Source organism: Streptomyces sp. NPDC007162 (assembly GCF_040634175.1).
Classification (GTDB): Bacteria; Actinomycetota; Actinomycetes; order Streptomycetales; family Streptomycetaceae; genus Streptomyces.
This window is the reverse complement of sequence record NZ_JBEYFC010000225.1, coordinates 1-13537: the sequence shown is the minus strand read 5'-3', so window position 1 is coordinate 13537 and position 13537 is coordinate 1. Positions and strand designations below refer to the sequence as shown.

General features: G+C 70.3%; 12 protein-coding genes and 3 pseudogenes. 12 read left to right on the top strand and 3 right to left on the bottom strand.

Features of this window, described 5'->3' with window-relative positions; all coding sequences use genetic code 11:
• A pseudogene (locus tag ABZ646_RS25070) lies at positions 1-483 on the top strand (hypothetical protein); the annotation flags it as partial.
• 137 nt (positions 484-620) lie between these two features.
• On the opposite strand, the pseudogene ABZ646_RS25065 reads toward ABZ646_RS25070, so the two are convergent.
• Positions 621-829 (bottom strand): annotated as a pseudogene (locus ABZ646_RS25065) (phosphotransferase); the annotation flags it as partial.
• A gap of 78 nt (positions 830-907) precedes the next feature.
• The gene (locus ABZ646_RS25060) at positions 908-1702 is read right to left on the bottom strand and encodes a GntR family transcriptional regulator (RefSeq protein ID WP_360522981.1); all 795 of its coding nucleotides are present in this window, start codon (positions 1700-1702) and stop codon (positions 908-910) included.
• 149 nt (positions 1703-1851) lie between these two features.
• Between ABZ646_RS25060 and ABZ646_RS25055 the strand changes: the two genes are divergently transcribed.
• The 5 genes from ABZ646_RS25055 (at position 1852) to ABZ646_RS25035 (ending at position 6458) form a co-directional block, all read left to right on the top strand.
• Complete coding sequence (locus tag ABZ646_RS25055; protein WP_360522978.1) at positions 1852-2517, top strand: class II D-tagatose-bisphosphate aldolase, non-catalytic subunit; 666 nt, start codon at positions 1852-1854, stop codon at positions 2515-2517.
• On the top strand, positions 2426-3598 hold the full coding sequence (locus ABZ646_RS25050; protein WP_360522975.1) for an SIS domain-containing protein: 1173 nt from the start codon (positions 2426-2428) through the stop codon (positions 3596-3598). The genes ABZ646_RS25055 and ABZ646_RS25050 overlap by 92 nt, the downstream gene beginning before the upstream one ends.
• 33 nt (positions 3599-3631) lie before the next feature.
• Positions 3632-4636: a BadF/BadG/BcrA/BcrD ATPase family protein gene (locus ABZ646_RS25045; protein WP_360522972.1), complete on the top strand. Its 1005-nt coding sequence runs from the start codon at positions 3632-3634 to the stop codon at positions 4634-4636.
• 510 nt (positions 4637-5146) lie between these two features.
• Positions 5147-5500: a hypothetical protein gene (locus ABZ646_RS25040; RefSeq protein ID WP_360522969.1), complete on the top strand. Its 354-nt coding sequence runs from the start codon at positions 5147-5149 to the stop codon at positions 5498-5500.
• A gap of 109 nt (positions 5501-5609) precedes the next feature.
• Entirely contained in the window at positions 5610-6458 is an 849-nt protein-coding gene (locus ABZ646_RS25035) for a class II fructose-bisphosphate aldolase (RefSeq protein ID WP_360522966.1), read from the top strand.
• Positions 6459-6704: 246 nt separating this feature from the next.
• On the opposite strand, the gene ABZ646_RS25030 is transcribed toward ABZ646_RS25035, so the two are convergent.
• Positions 6705-7940, bottom strand: coding sequence for a Gfo/Idh/MocA family oxidoreductase (locus tag ABZ646_RS25030; protein ID WP_360522963.1), 1236 nt, complete (start codon positions 7938-7940; stop codon positions 6705-6707).
• Between the two features lie 528 nt (positions 7941-8468).
• On the opposite strand from ABZ646_RS25030, the gene ABZ646_RS25025 reads away from it, so the two are divergent.
• The 6 genes and pseudogenes from ABZ646_RS25025 to ABZ646_RS25000 form a co-directional block, all read left to right on the top strand.
• The gene (locus ABZ646_RS25025; RefSeq protein ID WP_360522960.1) at positions 8469-9284 is read left to right on the top strand and encodes an endo alpha-1,4 polygalactosaminidase; all 816 of its coding nucleotides are present in this window, start codon (positions 8469-8471) and stop codon (positions 9282-9284) included.
• A 562-nt stretch (positions 9285-9846) separates the two neighbouring features.
• Positions 9847-11175 (top strand): ABC transporter substrate-binding protein, encoded by a 1329-nt coding sequence (locus ABZ646_RS25020; protein WP_360522957.1) that lies wholly within the window; start codon positions 9847-9849, stop codon positions 11173-11175.
• Between the two features lie 11 nt (positions 11176-11186).
• Positions 11187-12125 carry a sugar ABC transporter permease gene (locus ABZ646_RS25015; RefSeq protein WP_360522954.1) on the top strand — a complete coding sequence of 313 codons (939 nt, stop codon included), beginning with the start codon at positions 11187-11189 and terminating at the stop codon, positions 12123-12125.
• Complete coding sequence (locus ABZ646_RS25010; protein WP_360522951.1) at positions 12122-13012, top strand: carbohydrate ABC transporter permease; 891 nt, start codon at positions 12122-12124, stop codon at positions 13010-13012. Before ABZ646_RS25015 ends, ABZ646_RS25010 begins: the two co-directional genes overlap by 4 nt.
• A gap of 43 nt (positions 13013-13055) precedes the next feature.
• The gene (locus ABZ646_RS25005; RefSeq protein ID WP_360522948.1) at positions 13056-13184 is read left to right on the top strand and encodes a hypothetical protein; all 129 of its coding nucleotides are present in this window, start codon (positions 13056-13058) and stop codon (positions 13182-13184) included.
• Positions 13181-13537: pseudogene (locus ABZ646_RS25000) on the top strand (alpha-glucosidase/alpha-galactosidase); the annotation flags it as partial. The gene ABZ646_RS25005 and the pseudogene ABZ646_RS25000, both read left to right, overlap by 4 nt.

The following is a 13537-nucleotide window of genomic DNA, read 5'->3' as shown; positions in this document are numbered from 1 at the left end:
GCCGCGCCCAACGCGGGTGTGATCCGCCGTACGGCCCCGGAACGCGTCGGCGAGGTGCCCGGCGCCCTCGCCGTCCGGGCCGAGCGGGTGCTGGACGGGGAGGTCAACGCCGGTATCCGGGCCAAGGGCGAGGGCGTCGCGGCCCAGGGCGCATCGTGGTTGGCGAAGCTCGCCCGCACCTCGTTCGCAGAGCAGCAGACCAAGCTCGCGGAGTGTTCGGGGGACCAGGCCGTGTTCCTGCCGCAGACGGGGTGGTCGCTGCGTCTCGACGATTTCCTGGTCACCCGGATGCTGGAGCTCGCCGTGCACATGGACGATCTGGCCGTCAGCGTGGGTCTGGCCGCCCCGGAGCTCCCGCGGGAGGTCTTCGACCCGGTGATCGCGCTGTTGACCCGGCTCGCTGCCCGGCGGCACGGCCAAGCGGCGCTGCTGAGAGCTTTCACCCGGGTGGAGCGGGCCCCCGCGGCGATCAACGCGATCTGACTCCTGGCAGCAGGCCGGCCCCGACCGGGTCCGCCGAGTGGCCTCGGCCAGCCGAAGCGGTCGTGGTCCGTCAGGACGTCGGCGATGGTGCGCCGGTGGGCGGCGGCCAGTTCCTGATCGGTGTCGATGCACTGGGTCAGGGTCAGCAGGGATTTCCACAGCGCCCAGCCCCGGGCCCGGGCCAAGGTGCCGTCGTCCTGGCCGACCGCGCGCCGGAACGCCTCCCTGCTGTCGCCGTACAACGTCCCCCCCGCGTCACCAGATCGCAGGCCGGGTCGCCGACGCCCGACGTGCCGAAGTCGGGGACGGCTGTCAGTCTGCCGTCCTCGACCAGCAGGTTGCCGGACCGGGACCGGGGGGCAAGGGTGGCTTCCCAGACGGCGGCGGCTCGATCCGCGCGTCGTCACACCATGAGGCGACGCACTCACCCCGTGATGGAGGCCCGGAAGTGGTACCGGTCGCCGCGGTAGGCGGCAGCGGTGAGTTCGAGGGGCTGTCCGTTCTGGTTGAAGGCGAGCTGGGTGGCGACGAGCACCGGAGTCGCGTCGGTGATTTCGAGCAGTCGCCGTTCCTCCGCCGTCGGGTGGCGGGCCTCCACGGAGTAGTCGGCGACCTTGGGCAGTTGGGGCGGGTCGGCGCGGCGGAGTGTGGCGAAGAGCGTGTGCGTGGTGAAGTCCGTCTCAGCGAGCTCCGGGCACAGTGCGAGCGGCAGCCGGTTGTGCTCCAGCACCACGACGATGTCGTCCAGGTAGCGCAGTCGGCGCATCTCGAAGATCGCGGCTCCCGGCCCGATCCTCAGCTGTTCGGACTCCTGAACCGTGGCGGGACGGACCCCGCTCTCCAGGACCGAGTCGCGGAGCCGCAGGCCCTGTTGTTCGGCGTAGTCGGCGAAGCCCTGTACCGACTGGGCTGCCGCCCGACCCGGTGACGGCGGGGGCGATGCGGGGGCGACGCGTTCGTACCCCTCGGCGAGGAACCAGCCGCGGGCCGGCGCGGACTCGATGACGTGGCGCTCCGCGAGTTCGTTCAGGGCGGAGCGAAGGGTGACGCGCGAGACGCCGTACCGGGTGGCCAGTGCCCGCTCCGAGGGCAGTCGGTCTCCCGGGCGGGCACCTTTCTCGGCGATGTCGTCCAGGAGACGTCCGGCGACCTGGGAGTACAGCGGCAGGGCGTCTCCGCTCAACAGCCCTTGAGGGAGACCACGGTCCGAAGAAGGCATACCAGAGGTATACCAGTTTCATGTAGACCAGTGCCATACCAATAACAGACCATTGACGGCCATTTACGAGACCAGTACCGTTCCAGTCACGTTTCCGGAGCCGCGTCGGCAGATGCGTCTGACGCGCTTCGGTGAACCCTGGAGCGATCATGTGGAACCCCTTGGATGAAGTGGTCCGCCGCCAGAAAGCAGGCGAACCGCACGGCTTCACCTCCGTCTGCTCGGCCCATCCGCTGGTCATCGAGGCAGCGGTCCGCCAGGCCCACGAATCGGGAGGCACCGTCCTCGCCGAGGCGACCTCCAACCAGGTCGACCAGTACGGCGGCTACACCGGCATGCGGCCCGAGGACTTCCGCGAACTCGTGCACGGCATCGCCGCCGAACACGGCCTGCCGCTGGAGCGGGTCGTTCTGGGCGGAGACCACCTGGACTGCAGCTTCTCCTGTGCCGACGACGTCGCTCCGCTGACCGACGACCTGGTCGCCGACCGCACCGCACGCCTGGTGCGTGTGGCCGAGTCCACCGCGGGCGACTCCGCCGGAACCCTCCGTCATGTCATCGGAACCGAGGTTCCGGTGCCGGGAGCGCCCACCTGCCCCACCAGTACCAGCGCGTCAGGGCCGGGGGCCTGTCCGCGACACCGCGGGACCTCGTCGTCGATCACGTCCGTGACGTCCTGCGCGACTACGACCGTGCATGCCGAACCCATGACAAGGAGTACGCGTGAAGACCACCACCCAAGACCTGGTACCTCAGGACCGCGGGGCCGACCACACCACCGCCGAGATCATCCAGCAGCCCGACGTGTGGCGTGAGGTCGGGGCGATCGTCGCCGGTGAACGCGTGTCCCTGGACGCCTTCCTGGCACCCCTGCTCGTCGACGAGGAGCTGCGGATCGTCCTCACGGGAGCCGGTACCTCGGCCTTCGCCGGAGAGGTCGTCCGGGCCGCGGTCGCTCGCGCCACCGGCCGCCGCACCGATGCCGTTTCCACCACCGACATCGTCGCCGACCCCTGTGTGTCCTTCCCCGACGACGTCCCCACGCTGCTCGTCTCGTTCGCCCGGTCCGGGGACAGCCCCGAGAGTGTCGCGGCGACCCGGCTGGCGGACCAGGTCCTGGCACACGTGCACCACCTCGTCATCACCTGCAACAGCGCCGGGCAGCTGGCCCGCCTGCACCGCGAGAGCGCCTCCTCCCACGTCCTGCTGATGCCCGCCGCGTCGAACGACCAGGGCTTCGCCATGACGTCGAGCTTCACCAGCATGCTTCTGGCGTCCCTGCTCGCCCTGGGCGCGCTCACCACGGACGCCATCGAGGCCCCGGCAGCGGCGGCCGAGCACATCACGGCGGGCGGACTCGACGGGCAGATCGAGGAGTTGCTGGCCCGCGAACCCGAACGGCTGGTGTACCTCGGCAGCAGCAGCGCCCTCAAGGGGCTGGCCCAGGAGTCCGCCCTGAAGCTGCTGGAGCTGACCGGAGGCGCGCTCGTGGCGTCCTCGGAGTCCTCACTCGGCTTCCGCCACGGCCCCAAGTCCGTCCTGAACGACCGCACAGCCGTCGTCGTCTACGTGTCGAACGACCCCTACACGCGCCGCTACGACCTCGACATCCTCGCCGAACTGCGCGCGGGGCTGCCGCAGGGCAGCGTCGTCGCCGTCTCCGCGTCGCGGGACGGACTGCCCGGCGACGACACCTGGCTGCTCCCCGGGCTCGCCGGCGTCGACGACACCGTCCTCGCCCTTCCCGCGGTGCTGTGTGCCCAGTTGGTCGCGCTGCGCGCGTCCCTGCACCGGGGCATCCGGCCCGACAACCCGTTCCCCTCCGGACAGGTGAACCGCGTGGTGCAGGGCGTGACCGTGCATCCGCTCCCCCAGCGACGCGACGACGTCGTCTGACAGCGTTCCGACAGAGCCGAGCGGAGAACAACGATGTTTCTGGGTGTGGACGGCGGAGGCACCAAGACAGCCTTCTGCCTCATCGACCGTGCGGGCGCGATCAGGGCCCGGGCCGTCGCGGAGGGTGCCTACTACTTCGCGGACAACGGGACGGGAGGCGTGGAGCACGTCACGCAGGTTCTGCGCGAGGGAATCCGGGCCGTGACGGAGGGCGCGGGCTTCACGCCCGCGGACATCGCCTACGCGTTCCTGGGCCTGCCCGGGTACGGGGAGGTCCCCGGCGACGTCGCCGCGCTGGACGCCGTCCCCGGCGAGGTGCTGGGACACCGGCGCTACGTGTGCGACAACGACATGATCTGCGGCTGGGCCGGTTCGCTCGGCGCTGTGGACGGCATCAACGTCATCAGCGGCACCGGATCGATGACCTACGGCGAGCGGCAGGGCCGCGGTGTGCGCACCGGAGGCTGGAGCGAACTGTTCAGCGACGAGGGATCGGCGTACTGGATCGCCGCCCGCGCGCTGAACGTGTTCTCCCGGATGAGTGACGGCCGGCTGCCCGAGGGCCCGCTCGTGGAACTCCTGCGCCGCCATCTCGATCTGACCACCGACCTCGAGGTCATCGACGTCGTACTCAACCGGTGGCAGGGACACCGCAGCGAGATCGCCTCGCTGAGTCCCCTCGTGGTCGAGGCGGCGGGGCTGGGCGACGCGCAGGCCGCTGCCGTCCTGACCGAGGCCGGACGGGAACTGGCCCTGCTGGTCGACAGTGCGCGACGCCGGCTGGGCTTCGCCGTGGCCGAACCCGTCCCGGTGTCCTACTCGGGCGGAGTCTTCCGCTCGGCCGCCGTGCTCGACGCGTTCACCACCCAACTCCGCGGCAGCACCGCCCGCTACGAACTGCGCCGGCCCCTGTTCGAGCCCGTGGTCGGCGCGGCCCTCTACGCGGCGAAGCTCGCCGGAACCCCTCTCGACACCGCGGCACTCGCCGCCCTGCGCTCCTCCTCGGAGTTCACCACCACGGAGAACCACCATGCGTGACCAACGAAACTGGATCCTGTACGCGGGGCTACTGGTGCTGTTCTGGGGCGTCTGGGGAGCGTTCTCCAGTCAGCCCACCGAACGGTACGGCTATCCCAACGAGATGATCTACGTCATCTGGGCCTTCACCATGCTGCTGCCTGCGGCGGTCGCACTGCGCCGGCAGCGGTTCGACGGCCGGCCGGTCGCCGCGGTCTACGGGCTCGCGGCGGGACTCACCGGGGCAGGCGGTCAACTCCTGCTGTTCCAGGCGCTGTCCGACGGGCCCCGCCTACCTGATCTTCCCCGTCGTCTCGCTCTCCCCGGTGATCACCGTACTGATGGCGGTGGCCCTGCTCAGGGAGCGGATCGGAAAGCTCGCCGTCATCGGCGTGGTCGCCGCACTGTTCGCCATCGTGCTCATCAGCATCCCCGCGGGCAACCACGGCTCGGCCGGCACCGGGTCCTGGCTGCTGCTGTCCGTCCTCATCTGCGTGGCGTGGGGCGCCCAGCGGTCTGCTGCTCGTCCCCATGGCCGTCGTCATGATGGGAGGGCTGCCCGACGCACCGTGGCAGGCGCCGGCACTGACCGCCGGCACCCAGGTCCTCAACGCCGTGGGCGCGTTGTTCCTCGTCATGGCGCTCAGCCGCGGCAGGGCAAGCGTCGTCGCACCGATCACCAACGCCCTGGCACCCGTCCTCACCATCGCGCTGTCGCTGGTCGTCCACCAGACGCTGCCGACGACATGGGGGACCATCGGCATCGTCCTCGCCCTCGCCCTCGCCCTCGCCCTCGGCGGATCCACTCTGATGGTGTACGCCGACGAGAAGCGCGAAGAGACCCCCGAGCCCCGGGTTCCCTCGGCACCGCTGACGGGCCCGTAGGCCCCGCTCTCCGGTGGTTCGGATGACGCCCGCCGCACAGGGCCGACCTGATCCGAACCTCCGCACACGGACATCACAGGTTCAGACAGCCCCCGCGTGAGGAGCACACATGCCTCTGGTCCCCACCGGCGAGTTGGTCGCGCACGCCGCGACCGAACGTCGCAGCGTCACCGCTTTCAACGTCATCACCCTGGAGCACGCCGAGGGCATCGTCACAGGCGCCGAGGCGGCCGAACGGCCCGTGATCCTGCAGATCAGCGAGAACGCCGTGCGGTATCACAGGGGCCAGCTCCTCCCGCTCGCTCTGGCGACGGCCTCGATGGCCCGGTCCAGCGCGGTCGAGGTCGCGCTGCACCTCGACCACGTGACCGACGTGGAGCTGCTGCACCAGTCGGCCGACTGCGGTTTCTCCTCCGTGATGTTCGACGCCGGGGCCCTGCCCTACGCCGAGAACGTCTCCGCCACCGCTGCGGCGGCGCGCTGGGCTCACGACGCGGGGCTCTGGCTGGAAGCCGAACTGGGGCATGTGGGAGGCAAGCCGGACTCCCCCGCAAGCGCGCACACCGCCGGCGTGCGCACCGACCCGGCGGAAGCCGTCGATTATGTGGTGCGTACCGGCGTGGACGCCCTGGCGGTCGCGGTGGGCAGCAGTCACGCCATGACCGAACGGTCGGCGACGCTGGACCACGCACTCATCGAACGGCTCCGGGAAGCGGTTCCGGTGCCCCTGGTGCTGCACGGCTCCTCCGGCGTTCCCGACGGCGAACTCCGTTCCGCCGTCCGAGCCGGCATAGTGAAGATCAACATCGGGACGGCGCTCAACATATCCCTGACCCGGGTCGTACGCGACACGCTGGACTCGCTGCCTGCGCTGACCGACCCGCGCAAGTACCTGGGCCCCGCACGCGACGCCGTTGCGAGCACCGTACACAGCATGCTCACCGTGCTGGCTCACTGACCGTCACCGATCAGCGGCCCGCACCTTGCAGGGTGTCCCCCGAGACAGCCGTCGGCTGGGCCCAGCAACGTCACGCTGAAGCGCAGACAGCCTGAATGGCGCCGACGGCGTGCCGAACCGCACCACGGCGCCGCTGCCGGCGTGACCTGGGCATGGAAGGGCGAGCCGGCCGAACGGTGCCCGAAGTGAACCCGGCTGTCCCGGACGGCGAGTCGCGGCACGGCACCGGAGGCCGTGCCGGAGGGCTCACTCGATCCGGGACGCCGGGCCGCGCGAACCGGGCTGGTGGCGCGCGAAGTAGTCGACGAGGTGCGGGGCGAGGGCGGGGACCTCGACCGGCTTGCCCCCCGAGCGCAGGGACGTGGTGGCCGCTATGCCGGTCGCGACGGCTTCCCGGGCGGCGACGGGCGACGTCTCGGTCGCACCGCCGTGCGCGACGAAACGCAGGAACTCGTCGACGAGGGCCTGGTCAGCGCCTCCGTGCGGGCCACCGGCCGCCTCGGTGGGCGGCAGCGTCAGATCGGCCTCGGCGCGGTAGCCGGAACGGCGCCGGTTCCACACCTTGATCAACGGGGCGTCGCCCTCGACGCCGTCCCCGAGGTTCTCGATACGACCCTCGTCGCCGATGACGGTGTAGTTGCGCCAGTAGTCGGGCGTGAAGTGGCATTGCTGGTAGCTGGTGAGCACTCCGTTGTCGAGGCGGGTCAGCACCATGCTGATGTCCTCCACGTCGATGACGGGGTTGAGATCGCGCAGCGCCGACGGCGGCCAGACGCCTTCGTCGAACCAGTCCTGCACCCGCTCCGAGCCCTGGGGCCGGGTACGGCGGTGCGGGCCGGCTCCGTAGACGGACAGATCGCCCAGCGCGGTCACCGTGCGGGCGTAGCCGCCCGCGAGCCAGTGGATCACGTCCAGGTCGTGTGCGCCCTTCTGCAGCAAAAGGCCCGTGGTCCGGGCCCGTTCGGCATGCCAGTCCTTGAAGTAGTAGTCGCCGCCGTGACCGACGAAATGCCGGCACCACACCGCCCGCACGGTTCCGATCGCCCCTTCGTCGACGAGCCCGCGCATGGTACGCAGGACCGGCAGGTGGCGGAGGTTGTGCCCGACGTACAGCCGGGTGCCGGTGCGGGCCGCGGCGGCCAGGACCCGGTCGCAGTCGTCGAGGTCGACGGCCAGCGGCTTCTCGACGAACACGGCGACACCGGCTTCGAGGAAGTACAGGGCAGGAGCGGTGTGGAGGTCGTCCGGGGTGAGGACGAAGACGGCATCCAAGTCGTCCGTGAGCATGTCCTCATAGCGGCAGTGGACTTGGACGTCCGCCCCGAAGAGCTCCCGGGCGTCGGTACGGCCGCGCTCGGAGGGATCCGCGCAGGAGACCACGCGAGCCGAGCCGGGCCGCTCGGCCAGGACGGCCAGCCCGGCTCGCTGGCCCGTGCCTACGACACCGACACGCAGTTCCGGCGCGGCCGGCTGGTTGGTCATGGAGCATCCCTTCGTCGCGAACAGGCAGACGTGGCGGACGCCTGGCCGCCCTGGGCCCGTCGGAGGGTCGGCCGCGGTGCGCGGTGGTGGACGGACTCGCGGTGTCCCGGGGGCGCCGCCATGGGCACGGCCGGCGCGGGAGCGTGACAGAGATGCGTCACGCATCACCCGGGCCGACAGCGGTGCCCCGGTTCGACCGTCACACCGACGACCTTAGATGCTTGAAGGTGCTCAATCAACGCTTGCATCAAGCAGTTTCAAGCATCTGTCTCTGTGCCCGGACGCCGCCGCCATCGGTCACACCCGGCCACGCGAGCGCGTCCAACTCAGCATGCAGACAAGGGACTTCGCAGCCGTTGACATCCTCGAACGCGATCGCTTTACTCTCGGACTACACCGGAGCCACGCTCTGCGTTCAGAGGCACGCCCAGCCGGTATGCAGGCCCCGCGCCGCAAGCCCGGCCCAAGTCGCCAGGACACCTCACGCGTCCGAGGCGGGGACGTGCCCGCTTCTCCTGGAGCTCACACATGAGCCATCTGAACACCACCTCTCTCAAACTGACCGGCACTGTCATCGGCGCGGCCGCGCTGACCGGCGCCCTGTTCGTCGCGGCACCCTCGACGCAGGCGGCGACCGTGTCTCTGCCGCCCACGCACGCGGGCTTCGACTACCAGATCGGAGGCGCCTACACACCGCCCGCCGGCGTCAAGGTCGTCACCCGTGACCACACCGCCTCCCCGGCCGCCGGCCTGTACAACATCTGCTACGTCAACGCCTTCCAGGCGCAGCCGGGCGCGGAGGGCGAGTGGGCGTCGGACCTGCTGCTGCGCGACTCCGCGGGCAAGGTCGTCTACGACGAGGACTGGGGCGAGGCCCTCCTCGACGTCAGCACGGACGCCAAGCGCCAGCGGATCGCCAACCAGATCGGATCCCAGATCGACGGCTGCCGGGACAAGGGCTTCCAAGCCGTCGAGCCCGACAACTACGACAGCTACAGCCGCTCCGGAAACCGTCTGACGGCGAACAACGCGCAGGCGTTCATCAAGCTGCTCTCCGCCCGCGCCCACGCGGACGGCCTGGCCATCGCCCAGAAGAACACCCCCGAGCTGGCCGGCAACCGCACCGCCAACGGCCTCGACTTCGCCGTGGCCGAGGAATGCGGCCAGTACGACGAGTGCGGCGACTACACCAGCGCCTTCGGCAACAACGTGATCGTGATCGAGTACACCAACTCCGGCAGGTCGAAGGCGTGCAAGGGGTGGGGCGGCACACTGAGCATCGTCCAGCGCGACGTGGCGGTCTCCCCGGCCGGGAGCGGCGGGTACGTCCGCAAGACCTGCTAGGGCGCATCCCGCACTGATCACGACCCCGGGCGCGCCCCGAAAGCGCGTGTCGGCCTGTGACGGCTCACCCCGAGCCGCCGCGGGCCGACATCGCCGGATGCTCAATCATGCAGATTTCCCCGATGTTTCACGCACGTCCAATCATTGCTTCCCTCTTGACAGCTGCCCGGCACCATCGTTTAACTCCTGGTCAACGCCGTAGTCGAAGCACTCGGCTGCAGAGGTACGCCCAGCCGGTAGCTGACCACGCGCCAGGAGCCCGGACTGAGTCGCCAGGACCACGTCGGTGTCCGAGGCGGGGACGTACCCACCATGTTCTGGGGCTTGGACATGATCCGTATCCATGTGACTCCCCGCGGACGGCGAGGCAGCGCCCGCATCCGGCCGCCCGTCCCGCTCCGCGCCCGGCCCTGAGCACCGCCGCACGGAGTTCCGGCCGGCCGAGACCGGTTCCGCACCGGACCCGCCGGGACCACCCGCCGTCGCCGCGGCCGGAACTCCGTACACCGAACGCATCCCTGACGCACCGCGCATGTCCCACAGCTCCGCACGGGAGGTACCCATGTCCGCGCTCACCCGCAGCGCACAGCCCGAACGCCGCACGGTCCTGCGCGTCGGCGCGGCCCTGGCCACCACGGCGGCCGCGGGCCTGGGGGCCTCCGGCTGCGCGGCGGGCGGTGACGACGGCGTGAGCGCCGACGGCACCGTGACGATCGAGATGTGGCACGGGCAGACCGACACGGGCAAGAAGGCGATGGATTCGCTGGTCGCCTCGTTCATGCGCAGCCATCCCCGTATCCGGGTGGATGTGGGCGGCGGAGTACTCGCCGACGCGATGCTCCAGAAGGTGACGGCCGCCCTCGCCGCGGGCTCCTACCCGGACATCGCCTACATCTTCGGTTCCGACCTGGCGAGCGTCGCCCGCAGCCCGCAGGTCGTCGACCTCACCGACATGGTCCGACACGCGGGCACGCCCTGGACGAACTACTGGGCGCCGGCCCGCCAGGCCGTGACCGTCAACGGCCAGGTGCGCGCCGCGCCCGCGCTGCTGGACTCGCTCGCGGTGGTCTGCAACCGCAAGCTCTTCCAGCAGGCCGGCCTGCCGCTGCCCGAAGCGGACTGGCGCTGGGACGACTTCGTCGCCACCGCCAAGGCGCTCACGGACGCCGGCCGCGGCCGTTTCGGCACCGGCTGGCCCGGCGTCGGCGACGAGGACACCGTCTGGCGTCTTTGGCCCATGATCTGGGATCTCGGCGGGGACGTCGTCGCCGACGACGGCAAGCACATCGGGTTCACCGACGCCGGGACCCGCGCCCTGGAGGTGGTGGCCGCCCTCGCCCGGGACAAGAGCGTCTACGTCGACCCGAAGCCGGGCAGCGAGCAGATGTACCAGGTCTTCCTGTCCAACCGGATGGGCATGGCCGTCACCGGTCCCTGGCAGCTCCCCGACATCCGGCAGGCGAAGATCGACTATCACGTCGTCCCGCTGCCCACCTTCTCCGGCCGGCCGGTGACCATCAGCGGACCCGACACGTGGACGGTGTTCGACAACGGCGATGCCCGCAGGAAGGCCGCCAAGACCTTCGTGAGCTGGCTGATGCAGCCCGTACAGGACGTGCGCTGGGACATCGACGCGGGCAGCCTCCCGCTCAGCCGCCGCACCCGCGATCTGCCCGCCTGGCAGCACCAGGAGAACACCACCGAAGGCCTGGAGGTGTTCACCAAGGCACTGGACTCGGCCCGCGTACGCCCCGTGCACGCCGCCTACCCGCAGATCTCGCAGGCCCTCGGACAGGCCGTCGTCGCGGTGCTGCTGGGCCGGAGCAGTCCCGCCCAGGCAGTGCGCTCCTGCGCCGCCGACGCCAACGCCGCACTGCTCATACCCCGCTGAGGAGATCCGCCGTGTCCCGAGTGCCCACCCCGATCACTCTGTCCCGGCCCCCGGACAACCGGCGAGCCCTGCGCCGCAGACGGGCCGCCGAGTCCGCGATGGCCTGGACGTTCGTATCGCCCGCGGTCCTGATCATCCTCGGTCTCAGCGTGGTGCCCATCATCTGGTCGCTGCTGCTGTCCTTCCGGGCCGACGACCTCGTCACACCGAGCCGCTGGGTGGGCCTGGACAACTACCGCGCCCTCGCCCAGGACCCCCACTTCAGCCAGGCGGTGCACAACACCCTGCTCTACACCGCGCTGTACGTGCCGGCGAGCATGGTGGTGGGGCTGCTGCTCGCCCTCGCCCTGAACCGGCGCATACGCTTCGTCGGGCTCTACCGCACCCTGTTCTTCGTGCCGTTCGTGGTCTCCTCCGCCGCACAGGGCGTGCTGTTCTCGTTCATCCTGGATCCGCAGTTCGGCGCGGCCAACGCGGTACTGCACTACCTCGGCATCCCGGCGCAGGGCTTCCTCAACGATCCGTCCCAGGCGCTGCTCGTGCTGGTCGCGATCAGTCTGTGGAGCGGTACCGGCTTCTGCATGGTCATCTACCTCGCGGCGCTGCAGGACGTGCCGGCCTCACTGACCGAGGCTGCCCGGCTGGACGGCGCGGGCCGCTTCCAGATCCTGCGGCACGTCACCCTGCCCACGCTCAGGCCCGTCTCGGTGTTCCTGCTGCTGTGGCAGACCATCGAGGCCCTCCAGACGTTCGACCTCGTGTACGTCACCACCAAGGGCGGACCCCTCGGATCCACCACGGTGATCGTCTACTTCATCTGGGAGCAGGCATTCAAGAACGCCACCGCAGGGTACGGCGCCGCCTCGGCCTACGTACTGGCCGCGGCCCTGGGCCTGATCGGCCTGATCTTCCAGATCGCCCGCCGCCGACTCCAGGGAGCCGCCGCATGACCGCCGTCTCCGCCCCGCCCGAGGCCGCGCAGGCCGCCCCGACCGCCCGGCCCGTGGCCGGCCGGCGACGCCCGCGGCTGCCGTTCAGCTCCTGGCATCTGCTGCTCGCGCCGATGGCCCTGCTGTTCGCGGTACCGCTGATCTGGCTGGCGGTCAGCTCGGTGATGAGCAACGCGGAGATCAACCGCTTCCCGCCGGCGCTGTGGCCCTCCCGCCTGGACCTGGGCGGCTACCGCTACGTGCTCGGCAACGCGATGTTCCCGCGCTGGTTCGCCAACTCCTTCCTCGTCAGCTTCGTCACGGTCACCGCGAACCTCGTGCTCGGCACCCTGGGCGGCTACGCGTTCGCCCGGATGCGGTTCGCCGGCTCCCGGCTGCTGCTGGGGCTGATGCTGGCCACGATGGCGATCCCGTTCCAGCTGACGATGATTCCCACGTTCCTGGTGATGAAGCAGCTCGGCCTCATCGACACGCTCGGCGCGCTGATCGTGCCGTCCCTCGTCACGCCGTTCTCGGTGTTCCTCCTGCGGCAGTTCTTCCTCTCGCTGCCCCGCGAACTGGAGGAGGCCGCCTGGATCGACGGCTGCTCACGGCTGCACGTGCTGTTGCGGATCGTGCTCCCGCTGTCCCGGCCGGCCCTCAGCACGGTGGCCGTCCTGACGTTCCTCAGCACCTGGAACGACCTGACCTGGCCGCTGATCGCCATCAACCACGACACCCAGTACACGCTCCAGCTCGGCCTCACGACCTTCCAGGGCCAGCACCACACGCAGTGGTCGGCCGTGATGGCCGGGAACGTGATCACCGTGCTGCCGGTCCTGCTCGCCTTCCTCGGCGCGCAGAAGGCGTTCATCCAGTCGATCACCTCCACCGGTCTCAAAGGCTGATCCCGCTCGTCACCCGACCCACCACCCAGGCAGGACCACCTCAGTGCCGCACACCTTCGACGTGCTCGTCATCGGCGACACCGCCCCTGACGTCATCGTCGGTACGACCGCACAGCCGACGCGGGACGACGTCCTCTCCCGCCCTTCCGAGACCGAGGAAACCCCGGTATGACCACCCCCAAGATCGCCTTCGTCGGCGCAGGCAGCGTCGTCTTCACCCAGGGACTGCTCGCCGACCTCCTCGCGTTCCCCGAACTGAAGTCCGCGCGCGTCGCGCTGCACGACATCGACACCGAACGCCTGGCGACCGCGCACGCGGCCGCCCGGCGCATCGCCGACACGCTAGGCGCCCGCCCGAACGTCACCGCGCACACCGACCGCCGCGAAGCCCTGGCCGACGCCGACTTCGTCATCAACATCGTGCAGATCGGCATGGCCGAGGCCACCCGGACCGACTTCGAGGTACCGGCCCGCCACGGCGTACGGCAGACGATCGGCGACACCCTCGGCATCGGCGGCATCTTC

What these genes read in the sequence shown, in the direction of transcription:
- ABZ646_RS25040 (WP_360522969.1), top strand. Translation starts at nt 5,147, where the DNA reads ATGGCCGTCGTCATGATGGGAGGGCTGCCCGACGCACCGTGGCAGGCG.
- ABZ646_RS25060 (WP_360522981.1), bottom strand. Translation starts at nt 1,702, where the DNA reads ATGCCTTCTTCGGACCGTGGTCTCCCTCAAGGGCTGTTGAGCGGAGAC.
- ABZ646_RS25030 (WP_360522963.1), bottom strand. Translation starts at nt 7,940, where the DNA reads ATGACCAACCAGCCGGCCGCGCCGGAACTGCGTGTCGGTGTCGTAGGC.
- ABZ646_RS25045 (WP_360522972.1), top strand. Translation starts at nt 3,632, where the DNA reads ATGTTTCTGGGTGTGGACGGCGGAGGCACCAAGACAGCCTTCTGCCTC.
- ABZ646_RS25010 (WP_360522951.1), top strand. Translation starts at nt 12,122, where the DNA reads ATGACCGCCGTCTCCGCCCCGCCCGAGGCCGCGCAGGCCGCCCCGACC.
- ABZ646_RS25055 (WP_360522978.1), top strand. Translation starts at nt 1,852, where the DNA reads ATGTGGAACCCCTTGGATGAAGTGGTCCGCCGCCAGAAAGCAGGCGAA.
- ABZ646_RS25035 (WP_360522966.1), top strand. Translation starts at nt 5,610, where the DNA reads ATGCCTCTGGTCCCCACCGGCGAGTTGGTCGCGCACGCCGCGACCGAA.
- ABZ646_RS25025 (WP_360522960.1), top strand. Translation starts at nt 8,469, where the DNA reads ATGAGCCATCTGAACACCACCTCTCTCAAACTGACCGGCACTGTCATC.
- ABZ646_RS25020 (WP_360522957.1), top strand. Translation starts at nt 9,847, where the DNA reads ATGTCCGCGCTCACCCGCAGCGCACAGCCCGAACGCCGCACGGTCCTG.